Below are 19844 nucleotides of genomic sequence, written 5' to 3' on the forward strand. Positions count from 1 at the left end.
GACTAGTCCCCCCAAACGAGATTATATTGTTCCAGCTCTTCAGGATGTTCCGCCAGCCGATCCAGCTGCGACGGCGAGACTTCGATATATCCGGCGACATCGCTCAGCCATTCGCTAACGGCGCCGATGACGCCGATATACTCACGCGGAACGCCGGCAATCACATCGCCTTCACCGTCATTGATAACAGCCCAAAAGACGATTCGCTCGAACTGAGGAGTCTCTTTGGAACCTAAAACACGATACCAATTTTCAGTTGCCGGGAGGATTTGTTTTATTTTGCTCACAATCTCCCCCTTTACTTGTAGCAGACGGTTTTGACGGCCTGAACGACTTCATCGACGTTCGGCAGAGCCAGCTTTTCGAGGTTCGCCGCATAAGGCATCGGAACGTCCTTGCCGGCGATCGTCAGGATCGGCGCATCGAGATAATCGAAAGCGGCGCGCATGACCTGATTGGAGATGAAGTCACCAACCGATGACTGGGGGAAACCTTCCTCGACCGTGACCAGACGACCGGTCTTCTTGACCGATTCGATGACCGTCGGCAGATCCATCGGGCGGATGGTGCGCAGGTCGATCAGCTCGACGTCGATGCCGAGTTTTTCGAGTTCAGCAACAGCCTTGATCGCATAGGTCATGCCGATACCGAAGGAAACGATGGTCGCATCGTTGCCCTTGCGGTGAATGCGCGCCTTGCCGATCGGCAGCACGAAATCATCAAGCTTCGGAACTTCGAAGCTCTGGCCGTAGAGAATTTCGTTCTCGAGGAAGATGACCGGGTTCGGATCGCGGATAGCAGCCTTCAGGAGACCCTTCGCGTCTGCCGCCGTGTAGGGCATGACGACCTTGAGACCCGGAATATGGCTGTACCATGCGGCGTAACATTGCGAATGCTGCGCGCCGACGCGGGCTGCAGCACCCGAAGGACCGCGGAACACCATCGGTGCGCCCATCTGGCCGCCCGACATGTAAAGCGTCTTCGCCGCCGAGTTGACGATCTGGTCGATCGCCTGCATGGCGAAGTTGAAGGTCATGAATTCGACGATGGGCCGCAGGCCCGTCATCGCCGCACCGACGCCGATACCGGCAAAGCCATGCTCGGTGATCGGGGTGTCGATAACGCGGCGATCGCCGAATTCCTGCAACAGGCCTTGAGTGATCTTGTAGGCGCCCTGGTATTCGGCGACTTCTTCACCCATGACGAAGACTTTTTCGTCGGCGCGCATTTCCTCGGCCATGGCGTCGCGCAGCGCTTCACGCACCGTCGTCATCACCATTTCCGTGCCTTCAGGAATATCCGGGTCGGCAGCGACTTCGATCTTCGGCGCGGCCGGAACCTTGGCGGCTTCCTTGGCAGCGCTCGGCTCTTCGGTTGCTTCGCGGGTCTTGCCGCCTGCCGCATCCGAACTGGAATTTGCGGCCTGCGCCTTCGGCTCTTCCTTCTTGGCGGAAGAAGAGATGTCGGCGGCGCTTTCGCCTTCCTGAATGAGAACGGCGATCGGCGTATTGACCTTGACGCCTTCGGTGCCGGCGTCGATCAGGAGCTTGCCGATGACGCCTTCATCCACGGCTTCCACTTCCATGGTCGCCTTGTCGGTCTCGATCTCGGCGATCACGTCGCCGGAGGTGACCTTGTCGCCTTCCTTTTTAAGCCATTTGGAAAGCGTGCCTTCCTCCATGGTCGGGGAAAGGGCGGGCATAAGAATTTCTACTGGCATGGGTTTCCCTTTCCCGATCAGAGCAGAATGTCGGTGTAGAGCTCGGATACATCCGGCTCGGGGTCGTTCTGGGCGAAGTCGGCGCTGTCGGCGACGATATCACGGACATCCTTGTCGATGGCCTTGAGTTCTTCCTCGCTTGCCCAGCCCTGCTCCACGAGCCGCACCTTGACCTGCTCGATCGGGTCGTGTTCGGAGCGCATTTTCTGCACTTCGTCTTTCGAACGGTATTTTGCCGGGTCGGACATGGAGTGACCGCGGTAACGGTAGGTCAGCATTTCCAGAATGATCGGGCCCTTGCCGGAACGGCAATGTTCCAATGCCTGATCGGCGGCAGCCTTGACGGCGCGCACATCCATGCCATCCACCTGAATGCCAGGGATGCCGAACGACCGGCCACGCAGCGAATAGTTCGACTGCGCGGTAGCGCGGGCGGTCGACGTGCCCATCGCGTAGTGGTTGTTTTCGACGATATAGATGATCGGCAGCTTCCAGAGAGCGGCCATGTTGAAGCTCTCATAGACCTGGCCCTGGTTGGCAGCGCCATCACCGAAATAGGTCACGGAGACATTGTCGTTGCCGCGATATTTGTTGGCGAAGGCGAGACCGGTTCCGAGCGAAACCTGTGCGCCGACGATGCCGTGGCCGCCGTAGAAATGCTTCTCCTTGGAGAACATATGCATCGAGCCGCCCTTGCCCTTCGACAGGCCGCCCTTGCGGCCGGTCAACTCGGCCATGACGCCACGTGGGCTCATGCCAAGCGCGAGCATATGGCCGTGGTCGCGGTAAGCGGTGATGACCTGATCACCGTCCTTCTGCGACATCTGCATGCCGACGACAACGGCTTCCTGGCCGATGTAGAGGTGACAGAAACCACCGATGAAGCCCATGCCATAAAGCTGGCCGGCCTTTTCCTCGAAACGGCGGATGAGGAGCATTTCACGATAGGCGTGAAGCTCTTCTTCCTTCGAGAAGTCCGGGCTGTTCTTGCCGGTGAATTCGGTAGAGGCCTTGGCCGTTGTCTTTCGGCCGGATACGGACGCGGATTTTCGCGGCGCCATTCATCCCTCCCTGAGTTGCCGTTTGAATGGATAGAGTGGCGCGTACCATATGCAAGAAAACGCCATGCAGCAATGCTTTAAACGCATGGCACATATTCACGCTAAGGTGCTGTGAATAAATTATAATTTATTAATTAACTCGATTTAGGTTAATTAGAAATAGGTGTTCATGATGACGATTTCGTCGGTGCGGGACATGTTGAGCTGATAACGGGAAATCTCGTCGATCATGTCGCGCTCAAGAGAGCCGTCGCTCAACAGCTCCACCTGCCGCTCCAGCGCCACACGCGCCTGCGTCAGCTTGGCAAGCTCTGCCGTTCTGGCAATACGCTGCCGCTCCAGCCGCTCCGTCGCCTGAAGGCCGAAGTCGCCATGGATGGAATGATACCCGAAATAGGAAAGAAAAGCGATCGTGATGGCCGGAACGATCAAACGGCCGAATCGTTTCTTTTTATGATGTCTGGTCCACATACCGGAGAGAAGCCTCAAAACGCATAACCCTGAGTCTCGAGATTAAAGCGGATTGTTTAACTATCCGTTGACCTTAAATTTTCGGTCGGCAGATAGACGCAAAAAAGCCCGCCGGAGGGCGGGCTGCGTTTGCAAAGAGAGTTCTCCTCTCCACTGCGTCATCCTCGCCCTTGAGGCGAGGATCTATAAGCGGCTTGGAAGGTAGATCCTCGGGTCAAGCCCGAGGATGACGTCTCATGCGTGGATACGCCTTTCACCAACCTCAGCCCGCCAGACGGCGGGCCGTGTCGCAAACCAGATGCGAATTATCCGCGCAGGATCGAACGGCCGGCGTAAGCGGCCTGCGGGCCCAGCATTTCCTCGATACGGATGAGCTGGTTGTACTTTGCGAGCCGGTCGGAACGGGCCAGTGAACCGGTTTTGATCTGACCGCAATTGGTGGCGACCGCGAGATCGGCGATGGTGGAATCTTCCGTTTCGCCCGAACGGTGCGACATGACGGCGGTGTAGCCGGCCTTGTGCGCCGTTTCGACCGCATCCAGCGTCTCGGAAAGCGAACCGATCTGGTTGACCTTGACGAGGATGGAGTTTGCGACACCCATCTTGATGCCGTCGCGAAGACGTGCGGAGTTGGTGACGAAAAGATCGTCGCCGACCAGCTGGCACTTGTTGCCGACGAGATCGGTCAGGGCCTTCCAGCCGTCCCAGTCGTCTTCGGCCATGCCGTCCTCGACGGAAATGATCGGGTATTTCGCGACCAGTTCGGCCAGATATTCAGCCATCGCGCCCGGCTCCAGCGTGCGGCCCTCACCTTCGAGAACGTATTTTCCGTCCTTGAAGAATTCGGTCGAGGCGCAGTCGAGGCCGATGAACATGTCTTCGCCCGGACGGTAACCGGCCTTTTCGATCGACTTCATGATGAAATCGAGCGCAGCCGGCGCGCTTTCGAGACCCGGTGCAAAACCGCCCTCGTCGCCAACATTGGTGTTGTGACCCTGTGCGGACAACTCTTTTTTCAGCGTATGGAAGACTTCCGAACCCATGCGCACGGCTTCACGGATGTTGTCCGCGCCAACCGGCAGGATCATGAATTCCTGGAAATCGATCGGGTTGTCGGCATGCGCGCCGCCATTGATGATGTTCATCATCGGAACCGGCAGGAGATGGGCGTTCGGGCCACCGACATAGCGGTAAAGCGGTAGGCCGGAGGCTTCGGCCGCAGCCTTGGCGACTGCGAGCGACACGCCGAGGATGGCGTTGGCGCCGATGCGCGACTTGTTCGGCGTGCCGTCAAGCGCGATCATCGTCTGGTCGATCTGGATCTGGTTTTCAGCGTCGAAACCGCCGATGGCGTCGAAGATTTCCGTATTGACGGCTTCGACCGCCTTTTCCACACCCTTGCCGAGATAACGCTTGCCGCCATCACGCAGCTCAACCGCCTCATGCGCGCCTGTCGAGGCGCCGGAAGGAACGGCGGCGCGGCCCATGGAGCCGTCTTCGAGATAAACATCGACTTCAACGGTCGGGTTGCCGCGGCTGTCGAGAATTTCGCGCGCGATGATATCGGTAATGGCAGTCATGGTCTCTCCCTTGGGAATGGAACAGATATTTTCCGTCGCCTGTCTTAGACGATGGCGAAGAAATTACAATGACAGCGGACGGTAGAAACGAAGCGCCCGCCATTAAAATCGATTGGAACAAACGGCGCCCGTATGGCCGCCTGCCGCTCAGGATTTCGCGATGGCGTCGAAAGCCAGAAGCTTCTCGAGCAGTTTCGGCATGTCCTTCAGGTGAACCATGTTGGGGCCGTCTGACGGCGCATTGTCCGGGTCCTCATGGGTCTCGATGAAGAGACCGGCCACGCCGACGGCCACCGCCGCGCGCGCCAAAGTCTCGACGAATTCGCGCTGTCCGCCCGTGGAACCGCCCTGCCCGCCCGGCTGCTGCACCGAATGGGTGGCGTCGAACACGACCGGTGCGCCAAGCGAGGCCATGATCGGCAGGGAACGCATATCCGAGACCAGCGTGTTGTAACCGAAGGACGCACCACGCTCGCACAGCATCACATTCGGATTGCCGCTCTCATTGAGCTTGGAAAGCACGTTCTTCATGTCCCAGGGGGCCAGAAACTGGCCCTTCTTGACGTTGACGACACGGCCCGTTTTGGCGGCTGCGACGAGAAGGTCCGTCTGGCGGCTGAGGAACGCCGGAATCTGCAAGACATCCACGACTTCGGAGATGATCGCACATTGCTCCTCGGTGTGAATGTCGGTCAGGACCGGAAAACCGAACTCCTTCTTGAGATCGGCGAAAACCTGCATCGCATTCTCAAGGCCGATGCCGCGCTTGCCGGAAAGCGAGGTGCGGTTGGCCTTGTCGAAGGAGGACTTGTAGACGAGGCCTATCCCAAGGTTGTCGCAAAGCTCCTTCAGGACGCCAGCGATCATGAAGGCATGCTCGCGGCTTTCCATCTGGCAGGGACCGGCGATCAGCGAAAAACGCTCGGTATTGGAAAAGGAAACCTTGGCCGTGCCGTCTCCGGCAGTGACTTTGAGATTGTTCGTAACGCTCATCATTTTTCCTCGAAGGCGAATGCGACGCCCTGACCAGGCGCGGCAGGCACCACAAGACCGGCGCCCGCTTTTCCGTAGGACACGCCATTAGCAGCAAGCACCGCCTCTGTCACGGCAAGATCGTGCGACGAAAAGACGACGCCAGCACCGCGCAATCCCTCAGAGCCAACCTTCAACTCCGGCTCAAAATCCGCCTTTTCGGTCAGTCTGATCCGTGCATTGCCGGTTTCGGATATGATGTCTCCATCCGCAGACACCCTGCCCTCACAGCCGAACACCGTTTCGATCAGGTGCATCGGGCCGGGTTTTCGACCGAACGCCAGGACAATCTCGGACAGACCGTAAACCCCGTTGGCATGGCGCTCGAGCATCGAGCGGTCGCCCGGAAGGGCCTTCAGGCGCTGGCAGCTGAACAAAAAGAAATCCGAAGCAACATCCTGCCCTGCAAAGGCCAGCCGGAAGGCGGCCTCGCCTTGCGAACCGTCAGGCATTTGGACCGGACGCGAAAATTCGAAGACCTCACCTGCCGATACGCCGGCCGCCAAAAACCTGTCATGGTCGGCAAGGGCATCTTCTGTCTTGGCGACAAGAGCCGAAAAACCTTCCCTACCATCCCGCTGACGGAAAGCACGATCCCTGCCGGTGAACACATCTCCGTTGTCTGCCGAGGCATTATACTTAGCCGGGTTAGCAATGGCGAGTGGCTCCAGATAGGTGCCGTCGGCGAAAAAAACACAGCTGTTCCGGGTCCCAAAGGGATGCAGAGCCTCCGGGGCGACCGTAAATCCCAGGTTTGAGAGGCGCTTGGCGGCAACGCCAATGTCCGCTACGGGCAGAACGAGATGATCGACGCAATAGGGTTTCATCATGACTTGTTTCCTGCTGGCGTTGCGGCAAGGCCATGCCGAAACGGTTCGGCGCGAAGAAAAGCACAAATGCGGACGATGAGGCAAATCATCAAGACAACAGATAGCAGCTTCACGAAATTTTAGGGGATTGCGGAACACATATGGAACATATAGTGTCCGTTCTGTATTTGTTTCGCAACTTCCACGACGATTCCAAAGGGTGTTTTCCTCATGCTCACGCGCAAACAGCAGGAATTGCTTCTCTTCATTCATGAACGAATGAAAGAGTCCGGCGTGCCGCCCTCCTTCGATGAAATGAAGGACGCACTCGATCTTGCTTCGAAATCCGGCATCCACCGGCTGATTACCGCCCTCGAAGAGCGCGGCTTCATTCGTCGGCTACCGAATAGGGCGCGGGCGCTGGAAGTCATCAAGCTGCCTGAGGCCTATACGCCGGGTGGAAGGCCGCAGCGGGGCTTTTCGCCGAGCGTTATCGAGGGCAGTCTCGGCAAGCCCAAGGCACCGGAACCGGCCCCTGCCACCAAGGCGGCGGCCAACGATCTCGTCGGAGCCGTCAGCGTGCCCGTGATGGGACGCATCGCCGCCGGCGTGCCGATTTCCGCCATCCAGAACAACACCCACGATGTGGCCGTACCTGTAGACATGCTGGGCACGGGTGAACATTACGCGCTTGAGGTCAAGGGCGATTCGATGATCGAGGCCGGCATTTTCGACGGCGATACCGTCATAATCCGCAATGGCAACACCGCCAATCCGGGTGACATCGTTGTGGCTCTGGTGGATGACGAGGAAGCGACGCTGAAGCGTTTCCGCCGCAAGGGAGCCTCCATTGCGCTGGAGGCGGCAAACCCCGCCTATGAGACCCGTATCTTTGGACCGGATCGGGTGAAAATCCAGGGCAAGTTGGTCGGGCTCATCCGCCGTTACCATTGATCCGATGAAACCGGACGCGCTCCGGTTTTCAACAGGCGTCATCTAGAGGGTGGCGTCTGTCTGAAAGGGTGAGTTGTTCTAGAGCACGGGCGTGATCCAGAGATAAACGAGTTGTTGTCCAACACCCGCCGCATCGGCGCCTGACGCCTTTTGGAAATTGGTTCCACCTTTGATACCGATGTTTCTGTTTTACTGTGGGGCAGCGGCGTATATGCCGTTGGCTGCAATCATCGCGGGGGAACCTCCGCAAGACCCCGGACAAAATGTGAATTTACGTCATCGCACCGCGCGGTGATATTTCGTCGTCTCCGAGTGGTGATTTAGCGAGGCGCTGCCACACGTGCCCTCACCTTACGATCCATCAATGCAGCTTATGGGAGCCATGGATTATTTTCGATATTCCATGGACTGCCGGCAGGTATAGAAATGCGCCTCATATCCGGGAGATACGCCATGTACGATCTTTATATTGCCAACAAGAACTATTCCTCATGGTCGCTGCGGCCGTGGGTGTTGATGCGCACGCTCGGTATCGCCTTCGATGAAAAGCTCGTTCCATTCGGCGAAGGCGTCGCCTTCACCACGTTTTCGCCAACCGGCAAGGTGCCCTGCCTGATCGATGAGGGTGTGACGGTGTGGGAATCGCTTTCGATCGCCGAATATCTTGCCGAAAGACATCAGGGTGTCTGGGCAAGCGACAAACAGGCAAGGGCATGGTCGCGTTCGGCGGCCAGCGAAATGCATGCGGGCTTTTTCTCGCTGCGCAATCTCTATCCCATGTCGGTCGGCATAAGGATAAAGCCGAAGGGTGCCGATGCAGGGCTTGCGGCGGATATAAAGCGCATCGATGCGCTGTGGAGCGAAGGTCTTTCAAAATTCGGCGGGCCGTATCTTGCCGGTCAGAAATTCACCGCGGTTGACGCCTTCTTCTGCCCGGTCGCATTTCGTTTCCAGACCTATGGCGCGGATCTTTCGCCTGCGGCGAAAACCTATTGCGACCGGCTGCTCGCCCTGCCCGCCATGCAGGAATGGTATGAGGCGGGTTTGAAGGAGATCTGGCGCGATGTGGCACATGAACAGGAAATCGGAGCGACCGGCGAGGTGACCGCCGATCTGCGCGTCAAGGTTTGATTGTCCGCGCTGGCGGGGTCATTGCGACGCCGCCAGCAGCCGGATGACGGGTTGCGGCAGATCGCGGTCGAAACGGCCACTTTTCCAGTCGTAATAACGATGTCGGCTCCAGGGCCGGTCCGTTCCGGCGATTGCGGCGCGCAGCCGACCAACCACTTCTGCCTGCGCCTTGTCCGCGAAGTCTATTTCTACCGAACCGAGACGCCGCAAAATATCGCGGCTGAGCAAAAGTGCGCCCGAGCGGCACTGTGAAAAAGAGGTTCTGCGGGAAACGACGACAATATCGGCGATATCGCATGCTTTTCCGGCGAAACGGCCGTCTTCCAGAACGATGATCCACTCGCCGCTTGCCGCGCTTGCCGCACACCACATGTCTTTCCTGCAGGTGAAGACGCCGACTTCGGCATCTTTGAGAGCCGCCGTCATCTCCCGCGCCACCGCCGCCATGTCCTCAGGCGACAGTTTCGATTTCGAGCCAATAGTATTTACCCTGCCCTCCCCGCTGACAAAGACCGGCGGCACGGCTTTTTCCGGCAGCAACAGCGCCCGTTGCCATTGGCCGAAAACAAAGCCCGGCGGGCGAGCTTTTGTGGTGAAGATCTTGCCGTTTTCAACCATTGCCACCAACTCGCCGTCCTCGTGGATCAACAGATCAGGTAAATCGCGATAGGCCGTGACCACCGACAGCCCGAAGGCGAAAAGCAGAACCGGAACGCCAAGCAGCGCAAGCCGGCTGCGCAGCAATGTCATGAGCGGTAAACCCACCGAGGCGACACCAAGGAACCAGCCATGCGGACGCCCCGTCGCCGCGCTGCCGCCCCACGACCCCACCTCGTTTGCAACCTCGATAACGAGAGCCATGCCAAAGCCCATGATCTTCAGGAACGGCGCATCGAGCCCGAACGGCATCAGCAGCATGGCGAGGAGGCCGAAGGGCATGACGATCAGCGACATCAGCGGCATCGCGGCCAGATTGGCGAAAAGTCCATAGGTGGTGACACGATGAAAATGTTCGGCCGAATAGATCGCCGTCGAAAGGCCGCCGATAAGCGACGTCGTGACAACGCTGCCGATGACCGCGCCCACCGTTTCCGCCACCTTCATCCATACGGGCTTGCGCCCGATGAACAGCCGCTCCCGGTCAATGCGCCAGCGGCTCCAGAAGGCATAGGCCGAAACGAGCGCTATGGTGGCGGCGAAAGACATCTGGAAACTAGGCCCCATGATTTCCGAGGGCGAAAAGATAAGAATGACCAGTGCGGAAATGGCAACATTTCTGAGGCTGAGCGAGGGTTGATCGAAAAGAACCGCGATCAGCATCACCGACATCATCAGCCAGGCGCGTTCGGCGGAAACGGCGAAACCGGAAATGAGATAATAAGCGAGCGTCATCAGCAGCGCCGCGAAAGCCGCGATCTTCTTGACCGGCCAGCGCTGCGCAAAGGCCGGGAACAGGCTGAAGGCCAATCTCAGGCCAACGAAGAATATGCCGGATGCCAGCGCCATGTTGAGCCCCGAAATGGCGACGATATGCGCCAGACCGGAGAGCCGCAACGCCTCCATCGTCTGGGCCGAGATGGCCTGTCTCTCATCGGTGACGATGGAGGCGGCAAAGGCCCCGGCGTCTCCGCCGATGGTGTTGCGAATACGCTCGGCAATCGCGCTACGCAGGCCATAAAGACGCGTATCGACCCATTCCAGCCAACCCTTTTCAGCCGCAATATTACCCACGGGTGATGCAAGCGTCTGCGGCGGCTTATAGAAATACCCGGTCGCGCCTATGCCTCTGAAATAGGAGGTGAAGGCGAAGTCGTTGAGTTCCGGCAAGGCCGGGCCGGATGGCGGTGAAAGGCGCGCCTTGCCGCGAAGAGTGGCGCCGAGCGCCACCGGCTCGCCGCCGCGCGCAAGCACCGAAATCCTCTGCGGCGGACGCGACAATGTCGGCCCTTCCGTGGCGGTCAGTTGGACCACATACCGCCAGTAGCCGCGTGCATCGACTTCCCGACGCGCCACCGTGCCGGTGATGGTGGTGGTGACGGGGGTATCCAGCAACACGGTTCCCGCCCGCCGGGTTTCGAAATCGGCCAGAAGCATGCCGAGCAAAAGAAAAGCGCAGAGGCCGCAGGCCGCCGCCGCAAAGCCGGCGCTATATCTCACAAGCAGCGCCAGACCTGCGACAAGCAGAAATACCACCGACAGAATAAACGAAGAAGGCGCGGCATCGAGAGAAAACCACAGGATCGCGCCGCAGCCGATAAAGACGGGGATGAAAAGAAAATCGTGACCGAATGCCCGTTCCTCGGCCAGGCAGGCGGCAATTTTTTCTGCGGCTGTATTTTTAAGGTTCCACCCGGGAACAAGGGCGGGCGTATCATATGTCGCGGCATCGCTGCTTCGGTGAAGAGGAAACAGAATATCCCGCGTGCCGGGCAAGCCGCCCTGCAACGTTTCGGCATATCCGAAATGCTGTTTTTCCCCTTGACCCAGCAATTTGCGCCGCCCCCTGCCGCACCGGAAACAGGTTTGCAGGCCGGCGTTAGGGATTGCAATCCTTTCCTTTAACGGTGCGTTGACCGTGATCGAATTGCGACCGCCGGGAAAGCCAAAAGCGACAGGTTTGCGTTTGCCGCAATGCACAATTTGACCTTTGGATAGCTTGGCATCTGCGCAAGGATCATATAGCTAATCGGTAGACGCTTAACCGCGGGGCGTGTCTCAACGCCCCCACCCGCATGTTTTCGGAGGATCAAGTATGACGGAAAAAAGCGCTACAGTGACACTTGGCGAAAAGCAGGTCGAACTCCCGGTCAGGGTAGGCACTATCGGACCAAGCGTCGTCGATATCGCCACGCTGTACAAGCACACGGGCTCCTTCACCTACGACCCCGGCTTCACGTCGACGGCCTCCTGCGAATCCAAGATCACCTACATCGACGGTGACGAGGGCGTTCTCCTTCATCGCGGCTTCCCCATCGAGCAGCTTGCCGAACAGGGCGACTTCCTGGAAACCTGCTATCTGCTGCTTTACGGCGAATTGCCGACTGCCGCGCAGAAGAAGGACTTCGACACCCGCGTTACGCGCCACACCATGGTGCACGAGCAGATGAGCCGATTCTTCACCGGCTACCGTCGCGATGCGCATCCGATGGCCGTCATGTGCGGCACGGTCGGCGCTCTCTCGGCCTTCTACCACGACTCGACCGACATTACCGATCCGCATCAGCGCATGGTCGCTTCGCTGCGCATGATCGCGAAAATGCCGACGATCGCCGCCATGGCCTACAAGTACCATATCGGCCAGCCGTTCGTTTACCCGAAGAACGACCTCGATTACGCCTCCAACTTCCTGCACATGTGCTTTGCCGTGCCTTGCGAAGACTACAAGGTCGATCCGGTTCTGGCCCGCGCCATGGATCGCATCTTCATCCTGCATGCCGACCATGAGCAGAACGCCTCCACATCCACGGTGCGTCTTGCCGGTTCTTCGGGTGCGAACCCGTTCGCCTGTATCGCGGCTGGCATCGCCTGCCTCTGGGGTCCGGCACATGGCGGCGCCAACGAAGCGGCGCTTAACATGCTGAACGAGATCGGCTCGGTCGACCGCATTCCGGAATATATCGCCCGCGCCAAGGACAAGAACGATCCGTTCCGCCTGATGGGCTTCGGCCACCGCGTGTACAAGAACTACGACCCGCGCGCCAAGATCATGCAGAAGACGATGTACGAAGTGCTGGAAGCCACCGGCAACTCCGACGATCCGATCATGCAGGTTGCGCTCGAACTGGAAAAGATCGCCCTTTCCGATCCTTACTTCGTCGAAAAGAAGCTCTACCCGAACGTCGATTTCTATTCGGGCATCACGCTGAAGGCGCTCGGCTTCCCCACGACCATGTTCACCGTTCTGTTTGCGCTTGCGCGCACGGTCGGCTGGATCGCACAGTGGAACGAAATGATCGAAGATCCGCAGCAGCGCATCGGCCGTCCGCGCCAGCTCTATACGGGCGCCGGCAAGCGCGACTACGTTCCGGTTTCCAAGCGTTAAGCCGGGAAACCGTCCAATATCAAAAAGGCCGGCGGGTTTTCATCCGCCGGCCTTTTTTGTTGAGTATAGTTCTGGAGAAGGGAAACGCGGCCGGTACGAAACATACGGGCCGCTATTGTTCAGCCCTGCGCCGTGCGGCTGTTCAACACATCGAGAAGAATAAGGGCGCCTGTTTCGCCCGGAGGCACATCGGTGCGCAGACGCTCCTGCACCAGCGCATAACCGTCCAGCATCGCCCGCCGCTCGGTGGTGTCGGATGACAGCCGCTCGGCCCAGCGCAGCATCGACCCTGCCCGTACCACCTCGTTAAAATATTCCGGCACGACGACGTAGTCGGCTATCAGGTTCGGAAGCGCGCCCGTCCAGGTTTTCACCCGCTTGCTCAGCATGGTGAAAATCCAGTCGGTCTTGTAGACCGATATGGTCGGCACGCCGACGAGCGCGAGTTCGAGAATGACGGTGCCGGAAGCGGCAATTGCCGCATCGGCCTCGGCAAACGCATTCCACTTGAAGGCGGGGTCGATGCCGATTTCGGGCCTGATCTCCTCCGGCCATGTCGCTGCCAGTTCGCGGATGTGGCTTTGCTGGCGCGGCACGGTGGGCAGCAGAAACCGGGTCGGGCCGTTGCGTTCCACAAAGGCTTTTGCGGCCTCCTGAAACGGCTCCATCAGCCGCGTCGTTTCGGTGGAGCGCGACCCCGGCAGCAGAAGAATGGTCTTCGGTTCGCCCTTTGCCGGCAGGGACCGCTCGGCCCGTTTTTGCCGCACCGAAAGCACATCGTGATCGACGCTGAGGCGATGGCCGACAAAGGTTGTCGGCGGGCCGCCGAGACGCCGCATCGCTTCCGGTTCGAAAGGCAACAGGGCGAGAACGTGATCGACATAGGACAGCATCGCAGTGGCGCGATATTCCTTCCACGCCCAGACGCTGGGGCAGACATAATTGACGACCGGCAGATGCGGCAATTGTTTGCGGACTTTTTTCGCGACGCGATGGGTGAAATCCGGGCTGTCGATGATCAGCAGAATATCCGGCTTTGCGGCGACGATTGCCTGCGCGGTCTGGTTGATCCGCGAAATGAGCTTCGGCAGCCTTTTCAGAACCTGCGTAAACCCCATGATGGAAAGTTCGGAATAATCGAACAGCGAGACCAGCCCCTGCGCCTCCAGCGCCTCGCCACCGACGCCCATCAGCTCGATGGAACCCGGATATCGCGCTTTCAGGGACCGGATCAGATCGGCTCCCAGAAGATCACCGGAGACCTCCCCGGCTATGACCGCCACTTTCAACGTCGCCGTCATCCCATCATATCTCCATCAAGTGACGTATCGATACCGCAGACGAATATGCCCGCCTGATCCGCCGCCTTCAACATTTCTTCGCGATCGAGTACCAGCGCCCGTCCGGCTTCAACGGCAATGCCCGCCAGTCCGGCTTTCCGCGCGCTCTCCACCGTTTCCACGCCGATGGTCGGCAGGTCGGCGCGAATATCCTGCTGCGGCTTGCACAGCTTCACCAGAACGCCCCTGCGGCGGCGCGAGATGCGGCCCTCAGCGCGCAATGCCGCAACACGCGCCAGCATCGCGTCCGTGCCCTCCACGCCTTCCAGTGCGACGATACGGCCACCGACGGAGACCGCGCCCTGCCCGACATCGAGCGTGCCGAGCGCCAGTGCCGCCTGCGCCGCCTTGCGTATGTCGCGTAGATCATCCTCGGTTGGTTTATGCGCGCCGAAAGCGCCGGTCGTGGCAAGCAGGCCGGGTGCGATCTCGTGGGCGCCGATGACTTTTGCACCGAGCGTGCCGATGACCTTTATGACCATCTGCAGAACGGCGTCATCCCCGCTCGATAGCAGGGTGCGGACGATGGATGGCAGTTTCAGCAATATGCCGACCGTGGGGCGGATTTCCCGCCATTCCGGACGCCGCGCTACAGCGCCGGAAAGCACGACGCGATCTACCCGGTTTTCACGCAGTAGCCGGCCAAGCCCGGCGACGTCTCCAACGCTGATCACGGCATTGTCGAAACCGCTCCAGTCGAAACGAGAATCATCGCGCAGCTGTACAATGAAGGGGTTCTCCCCCATCTCGCGCGCGGCCGCCGCCACATGGAGCGGCAGTTGGCCGCTTCCGGCCACGATGGCGAGACGCCCGCCGCCTGTCACGGCTCACTTACCCCGGTTTGGCGAGGAGAGCGCGCGGTCGCTATCCGCACCGATGAAATCGAGAATTTCGATGACCTGGGGGCAATCGAGATATTCCGCGCGGTCGATCGCCGCCGCATTGCTACGGATAGCGCCCTCGCCTTCGAATATCGTCTTGAAGACGCGCCTGACCTTATGGATATCCGCACGGTCGATGCCGGCACGCGTCATACCGACGACATTCAGCCCGCCGAGAATGCCGGGGTTACCGTTCAGCATGCCATAGGGAATGACGTCGTAATTGACCGCCGAAAGCCCGCCGATGAAGGCCTGACGACCGATGCGGGTGAACTGGTGCACGGCGCAGCCGCCACCCAGAATAGCGCGGTCCTCAATGGTCACATGTCCCGCCAGCATCACATTATTGGACATGATGATATGGCTGCCCAGGCGACAATCATGCGCCACATGCGAATTGGCGAGGAACAGGTTGTCATCGCCGACGATGGTCTTGCCGCTGCCGTCGGAGCTGCCGGCATTCATCGTCACGCCTTCGCGCATGACGCAGCGTTCACCGATCTCGAGCGAGGTTTCCGAACCGTCGTGGCGAACCGCCTGAGGCGAACCGCCGATAACCGCCATGGGATAGATGACCGATCCGCGGCCGATAACGGTCAGGCCGGAAACGACGGCATGATTGTGCAGCGTAACATCGTCGTGCAGCGTGACTTTCGCGCCGACATAGCTCAGGGCACCGATAATGACATTTTCGCCGATAACCGCACCGTCTTCGACAACGGCCGTCGGGTGGATTCTGGCCGAAGCCGCAATCGTGCTCATTGCTGGTCCTCGGGGATCATCATCGCGCCAACATCGGCTTCCGCCACCAGCACGCCTTCGACCTTCGCCTCGCAATGGAATTTAAAGACATTACCGCGCTGGCGCTGCTTGACCACATGGATTTCCAGGCGATCGCCCGGAACAACGGGTCTGCGGAAGCGCGCATTATCGATGGTCATGAAATAGACGAGGTAACCGCCCTCACCCTGGCTGCGGGCACAGATCGCACCTGCCGTCTGGGCCATGGCCTCGACGATCAGAACGCCCGGCATGATCGGCCGATCCGGGAAATGACCGGTGAAATGCGGTTCGTTGACCGTCACATTCTTGATGCCAATCGCCGAATTATTACCATCGATCTCGATGATCTTGTCGATGAGCAAGAACGGGTAACGATGCGGCAAAAGCTTCATGACTTCCAGAATGTCAGCCGCGCCGAGCGTCGTCTTAGTTTCTTCAGTCATTATTTTTTTCTCCTGTTTTTTTATCACGCCCTTCAGCGCGCGCCAGAATATCGGCCATGTCGCGCAGGAAATATTTCATCGGACGCGCAGGCGTCCCGCCATAACGGGCACCAGCCGGAACATCGGCGACAACACCGCTCATAGCCGCAATCTGCACACCGTCACCAATGGTGATATGGCCGTTGATACCCGCCGCGCCGCCGATCATCACACCGTCGCCGATGCGGGTGCTGCCAGCAATGCCGACCTTGCTGACGATGCCGCAATGGCGGCCAATGCGAACGTTGTGGCCGATCTGAACCTGATTGTCGATCTTGGTGCCTTCGCCGATGACAGTGTCATCCATGGTGCCACGGTCGATCGTGGTGTTGGCGCCGATCTCTACATTGTCCTGAATGATGACGCGGCCGATCTGCACGATCTTCAACATGCCGCGCGGACCGGGTGCGTAACCGAAACCGTCCTGACCGATGCGCGCGCCGTTGTGGATAATCACATTGTTGCCGATGAGAGCGGCAAGAATACTCGCACCGCCGGCAATGGTGCAATCACGCCCAACCTGCACATCCTGCCCGATGATAACGCCCGGGCCGATCCGCGTGCCAGCGCCGATATGGGCGCCAGCGCCGATCACGGCGAGCGGCTCAACGATCACGCCCGCTTCGAGCTTTGCCGACGGATCGACATGCGCGGTGTGGGAAATTTCGGCCTGCATCGAAACAACCGTACCGGGACGCATGGCGGCAGGGTGCAGCAAGGCGCCCACCTGCGCAAAAAGCGTGTGCGGGTTTTTCGATATCAGCGCGGGAATGTGAGACGGAAGAATATCGGCAAGCGCCGCATCACAAATAACGGCGCCAGCCTCGCAGGTCGGCAACTCTTCGCGGTTCTTGCGCGAGAGAATATAGCAGAGCTGATCGGGTTTTGCCCGGTAAACCGGTGCGACGGACCTTATGATCCGCTCTCCCGCCGCATCGTCAGACAGTTCCGCCCCAAAACGGTCTGCGATATCTTTCAATCGCAGTCCATTGTGGGGCGGAAAAAAGGCGTTGTATTCCATCAGACGGAATCTCCAGAACGTTCAAAGTTGCAGTTCTGGACTGCCGATATCAGAAAGTGTTGGACATGCCAAACCGGAAACGCTGTTCCTCGTCGTAGTCTTCCTTGGCGATCGGAACTGCGTAGTCGACGCGGATCGGACCGAAGGGCGACGCCCACATCACACCGATACCGGCGGATGCACGGATGGAGTTGTCGTCCTGCAGGGTTTCCCCCGTACCGATCTTAACCTTGTTGCCATACAGCGTACCGGCATCAACAAACCCTGCGAGACGCAGACCGAAATCTTCCGGAATGCCGGGCATCGGGGCCGTGACTTCGGCGGAAGCCGCAAAGTAGGTCGTGCCGCCGATGGAGTCGGAACCGATGCGCGGGCCGATACCGTCGTTCTTGAAGCCGCGAATCTGACGGCCGCCGAACTTGAACTGATCGAACACAAGCAAATCGTCGCCAGTCGGCACCACATGACCCGCCTGACCGGTGATCGAGCCGATAACATCGTACTCGTCCGACAGCGTGTAGTAATACCGGGCCTTGGCGTAGATTTTGTAATACTCGGAATCGCCGCCGAGGCCTGCGAATTCGTTCGTCAGAGCTGCCTGCCAGCCTTCGCGCGGCATGTTGCGGTCGTCGAGCGTGTTGTAGTTCAGCGTGTTAGAGATGATGGACTGCGTCCAGTCTTCGCCACGGATCAGAGCCTTATAGGGTTCGGCAAGATTGCTGCCGCTTTCCCAATCGCCCTCGCCGTCATAGTTGAGCTGCTTGTAGGTGTACTTGAACGTCGTCGAGAGATTCTCGGTGATCGGCGCGGTCACGCGTAGCGCGAAGCCCTGCTCGTCGTAATCGTAATAATCTTCGCTCTTGCTCTGGTTCTTGAACAGATCGAAACCTGCGGCCAGACGATAACCGAGGAAATAGGGTTCGGTGAAGGACAGCGTGTAGGTACGCGCATCATCTTCGCCCGCACCGGCGGCAAGACGAATGTACTGGCCGCGGCCGAGGAAGTTCTTCTCTTCGATGGAGGCTTCAAGCAGCACACCGTCGTTCTGAGAGTAACCCGCACCGATACCGAACGAACCCGTCGACTGGTCTTCCACATCGACAACGATGACGACGCGGTCAGGCGCGCTGCCACCGGCGGTCGAGATATTGACCTTCGAGAAATAACCGAGCGCTTCGAGACGGCGCTTCGCAGCCGTAACGACCGTCTGGTTGAACGCATCACCTTCGGAGATATCGAACTCGCGGCGAATGACATAGTCACGCGTACGCGTGTTGCCACGGATTTCGATACGCTCGACATAGGCGCGCTCGCCCTGATCGACGATGTAGGTCACGCCGATGGTGTTGCCGGACATGTCGCGGTCGCCGCGCGGCGTTACACGGGCGAAAGGATAACCTTCGCCGGCGACGCGCTTGGAAATCGCTTCCATGCTCTGCTGGACTTCCTTGGCGCTGTAGCTCGCGCCCTGGCGGGTTTCCACGAGACCTTGCAATTCGGTGCCATCAACACCCGGCACGGTCGATTCGACCACGACGTTGCCGAAGTCGTACTTCTTGCCTTCGTCGACAGTGATGGAGATGTTGTATTCGTTGCTGGTCTCATCCAGCACCGCTTCGGAAGACACGACCCGGAAGTCGGCATAACCGCGGTTGTAATAGAACTGGCGCAGCGCCTCTTCGTCGGCGCGCAGCTTGTCCTCGTTATAGACGTCCTTACGCGTCAGGAACGACAGCATATTGGACTTCTTGGTATTGATGACGGCGGCCAGACGACCGTCGCTATAGGAATTGTTGCCGACGAAATCGATTCGGCCGATCTTCGTGCGCTCGCCCTCGTTGATGACGAAAGCGATGTTCACACGGCCCTGGCCGACGGAAACGGTCTGGGTGGTGATTTCGACGTCGCTGCGGCCGATCGCGGAATAGGCTTCCTTGATGCGGGCAATGTCAGCAGTCACGATAGCCTGATTGAACGGGCCAAGCGGCTGGGTCTGCACGACGCCTGAGAGCTTGTCGTCCTTGATCTTGCGGTTGCCGTTGAAAACCACCTGGTTGACCAGCTGGTTTTCATTCACGGTCACAACCAGCGTGCTACCGGAAACGCGCATAGCGACATTCGAGAAGTAACCGGTGGCGTAAAGACGCTTCACCGATTCATCGATGTCCGAATTGGAAAAGTTCTTACCCGGCGCAATGGTGATGTTGGAACGCACGGAGTCCGCACCGGACCTCTCGGCCCCGCGAACATCGATCCTGCTGATGACGGCTGCATTTGCAACGCCAGCAGAGGCAAGCATGCCAAGGCCTGCAACCGAAGAAACACCAGCAGACAGCGCAACCGCCGATACAGCGTTCAAAAATCTTGAACCAGCCTTCATTTCAATTCTTACCTTTTTACGTTGTCCCTCAGCGGGCGGAACCCGACTCCGGCCATGTGCGTCGTTTTACCTGCTTTTCCCCTACAAGCAAGTCAGAACGTTAAATTCTGTTTACTTCGTGATCCAGAGTGGCGCATTCGCCACTTCGGCATAAAAA

Annotated in this window: 17 protein-coding genes; 3 read left to right on the forward strand and 14 right to left on the reverse strand. The window is 58.9% G+C overall.

From position 1 onward, the window contains the following. Positions 1 to 2: 2 nt before the first annotated feature. From RS75_RS25480 to RS75_RS06560, 7 genes are all read right to left on the reverse strand, one after another. Positions 3 to 287 (reverse strand): hypothetical protein, encoded by a 285-nt coding sequence (locus tag RS75_RS25480; protein ID WP_162484793.1) that lies wholly within the window; start codon positions 285 to 287, stop codon positions 3 to 5. Between the two features lie 11 nt (positions 288 to 298). Then, positions 299 to 1720, reverse strand: coding sequence for a pyruvate dehydrogenase complex E1 component subunit beta (locus RS75_RS06535; protein ID WP_045018523.1), 1422 nt, complete (start codon positions 1718 to 1720; stop codon positions 299 to 301). A 17-nt stretch (positions 1721 to 1737) separates the two neighbouring features. After that, complete coding sequence (gene pdhA, locus RS75_RS06540) at positions 1738 to 2781, reverse strand: pyruvate dehydrogenase (acetyl-transferring) E1 component subunit alpha (RefSeq protein ID WP_045018524.1); 1044 nt, start codon at positions 2779 to 2781, stop codon at positions 1738 to 1740. Positions 2782 to 2934: 153 nt separating this feature from the next. Then, positions 2935 to 3252 carry an FtsB family cell division protein gene (locus RS75_RS06545; protein ID WP_045018525.1) on the reverse strand — a complete coding sequence of 106 codons (318 nt, stop codon included), beginning with the start codon at positions 3250 to 3252 and terminating at the stop codon, positions 2935 to 2937. Positions 3253 to 3557: 305 nt separating this feature from the next. After that, positions 3558 to 4832 carry a phosphopyruvate hydratase gene (gene eno, locus RS75_RS06550; RefSeq protein WP_045018526.1) on the reverse strand — a complete coding sequence of 425 codons (1275 nt, stop codon included), beginning with the start codon at positions 4830 to 4832 and terminating at the stop codon, positions 3558 to 3560. A gap of 147 nt (positions 4833 to 4979) precedes the next feature. Next, positions 4980 to 5825 carry a 3-deoxy-8-phosphooctulonate synthase gene (kdsA, locus tag RS75_RS06555; protein ID WP_045018527.1) on the reverse strand — a complete coding sequence of 282 codons (846 nt, stop codon included), beginning with the start codon at positions 5823 to 5825 and terminating at the stop codon, positions 4980 to 4982. Next, positions 5825 to 6694: a VOC family protein gene (locus RS75_RS06560; protein ID WP_045018528.1), complete on the reverse strand. Its 870-nt coding sequence runs from the start codon at positions 6692 to 6694 to the stop codon at positions 5825 to 5827. Before RS75_RS06560 ends, kdsA begins: the two co-directional genes overlap by 1 nt. A 210-nt stretch (positions 6695 to 6904) precedes the next feature. Here RS75_RS06560 and lexA point away from each other — a divergent pair, with 210 nt between their 5' ends. Continuing rightward, complete coding sequence (gene lexA, locus RS75_RS06565; protein WP_045018529.1) at positions 6905 to 7627, forward strand: transcriptional repressor LexA; 723 nt, start codon at positions 6905 to 6907, stop codon at positions 7625 to 7627. Positions 7628 to 8080: 453 nt separating this feature from the next. After that, positions 8081 to 8758, forward strand: coding sequence for a glutathione S-transferase family protein (locus tag RS75_RS06570; RefSeq protein ID WP_045018530.1), 678 nt, complete (start codon positions 8081 to 8083; stop codon positions 8756 to 8758). An 18-nt stretch (positions 8759 to 8776) separates the two neighbouring features. Here RS75_RS06570 and RS75_RS06575 read toward each other — a convergent pair whose 3' ends face one another. Then, positions 8777 to 11248: a ComEC/Rec2 family competence protein gene (locus tag RS75_RS06575; RefSeq protein WP_234704233.1), complete on the reverse strand. Its 2472-nt coding sequence runs from the start codon at positions 11246 to 11248 to the stop codon at positions 8777 to 8779. Between the two features lie 262 nt (positions 11249 to 11510). Between RS75_RS06575 and gltA the strand changes: the two genes are divergently transcribed. After that, on the forward strand, positions 11511 to 12800 hold the full coding sequence (gene gltA, locus RS75_RS06580; RefSeq protein WP_045018531.1) for a citrate synthase: 1290 nt from the start codon (positions 11511 to 11513) through the stop codon (positions 12798 to 12800). Between the two features lie 119 nt (positions 12801 to 12919). Here the strand turns inward: gltA and lpxB are convergent, their stop codons facing one another. The 6 genes from lpxB to bamA are packed head-to-tail and all read right to left on the reverse strand — an operon-like array spanning position 12920 to position 19687. Continuing rightward, the gene (gene lpxB / locus RS75_RS06585) at positions 12920 to 14101 is read right to left on the reverse strand and encodes a lipid-A-disaccharide synthase (RefSeq protein ID WP_045018532.1); all 1182 of its coding nucleotides are present in this window, start codon (positions 14099 to 14101) and stop codon (positions 12920 to 12922) included. Continuing rightward, positions 14098 to 14964 (reverse strand): LpxI family protein, encoded by an 867-nt coding sequence (locus RS75_RS06590; RefSeq protein WP_045018533.1) that lies wholly within the window; start codon positions 14962 to 14964, stop codon positions 14098 to 14100. Before RS75_RS06590 ends, lpxB begins: the two co-directional genes overlap by 4 nt. A 3-nt stretch (positions 14965 to 14967) precedes the next feature. Further along, entirely contained in the window at positions 14968 to 15783 is an 816-nt protein-coding gene (gene lpxA, locus RS75_RS06595; RefSeq protein ID WP_045018534.1) for an acyl-ACP--UDP-N-acetylglucosamine O-acyltransferase, read from the reverse strand. After that, positions 15780 to 16247 carry a 3-hydroxyacyl-ACP dehydratase FabZ gene (gene fabZ / locus RS75_RS06600; protein ID WP_045018535.1) on the reverse strand — a complete coding sequence of 156 codons (468 nt, stop codon included), beginning with the start codon at positions 16245 to 16247 and terminating at the stop codon, positions 15780 to 15782. Before fabZ ends, lpxA begins: the two co-directional genes overlap by 4 nt. Further along, a complete protein-coding gene (gene lpxD, locus RS75_RS06605) occupies positions 16240 to 17307 on the reverse strand; it encodes a UDP-3-O-(3-hydroxymyristoyl)glucosamine N-acyltransferase (RefSeq protein WP_045018536.1) in 1068 nt (355 codons plus the stop codon). The genes fabZ and lpxD overlap by 8 nt, the downstream gene beginning before the upstream one ends. Positions 17308 to 17356: 49 nt before the next feature. After that, positions 17357 to 19687, reverse strand: a complete 2331-nt coding sequence (gene bamA / locus RS75_RS06610) for an outer membrane protein assembly factor BamA (RefSeq protein ID WP_045018537.1) — start codon at positions 19685 to 19687, stop codon at positions 17357 to 17359. Between the last annotated feature and the right edge of the window lie 157 nt (positions 19688 to 19844).

Source organism: Rhizobium nepotum 39/7, from assembly GCF_000949865.1.
GTDB classification, from domain to species: Bacteria; Pseudomonadota; Alphaproteobacteria; order Rhizobiales; family Rhizobiaceae; genus Agrobacterium; species Agrobacterium nepotum.

Excerpts from the sequence above, each read along its gene's own strand:
- lpxB (WP_045018532.1), bottom strand. The coding sequence starts at position 14,101 with ATGACGGCGACGTTGAAAGTGGCGGTCATAGCCGGGGAGGTCTCCGGT.
- bamA (WP_045018537.1), bottom strand. The coding sequence starts at position 19,687 with ATGAAGGCTGGTTCAAGATTTTTGAACGCTGTATCGGCGGTTGCGCTG.
- pdhA (WP_045018524.1), bottom strand. The coding sequence starts at position 2,781 with ATGGCGCCGCGAAAATCCGCGTCCGTATCCGGCCGAAAGACAACGGCC.
- RS75_RS06560 (WP_045018528.1), bottom strand. The coding sequence starts at position 6,694 with ATGATGAAACCCTATTGCGTCGATCATCTCGTTCTGCCCGTAGCGGAC.
- lpxD (WP_045018536.1), bottom strand. The coding sequence starts at position 17,307 with ATGGAATACAACGCCTTTTTTCCGCCCCACAATGGACTGCGATTGAAA.
- RS75_RS06535 (WP_045018523.1), bottom strand. The coding sequence starts at position 1,720 with ATGCCAGTAGAAATTCTTATGCCCGCCCTTTCCCCGACCATGGAGGAA.
- eno (WP_045018526.1), bottom strand. The coding sequence starts at position 4,832 with ATGACTGCCATTACCGATATCATCGCGCGCGAAATTCTCGACAGCCGC.
- lexA (WP_045018529.1), top strand. The coding sequence starts at position 6,905 with ATGCTCACGCGCAAACAGCAGGAATTGCTTCTCTTCATTCATGAACGA.
- RS75_RS06545 (WP_045018525.1), bottom strand. The coding sequence starts at position 3,252 with ATGTGGACCAGACATCATAAAAAGAAACGATTCGGCCGTTTGATCGTT.
- RS75_RS06570 (WP_045018530.1), top strand. The coding sequence starts at position 8,081 with ATGTACGATCTTTATATTGCCAACAAGAACTATTCCTCATGGTCGCTG.
- gltA (WP_045018531.1), top strand. The coding sequence starts at position 11,511 with ATGACGGAAAAAAGCGCTACAGTGACACTTGGCGAAAAGCAGGTCGAA.
- kdsA (WP_045018527.1), bottom strand. The coding sequence starts at position 5,825 with ATGAGCGTTACGAACAATCTCAAAGTCACTGCCGGAGACGGCACGGCC.
- fabZ (WP_045018535.1), bottom strand. The coding sequence starts at position 16,247 with ATGACTGAAGAAACTAAGACGACGCTCGGCGCGGCTGACATTCTGGAA.
- lpxA (WP_045018534.1), bottom strand. The coding sequence starts at position 15,783 with ATGAGCACGATTGCGGCTTCGGCCAGAATCCACCCGACGGCCGTTGTC.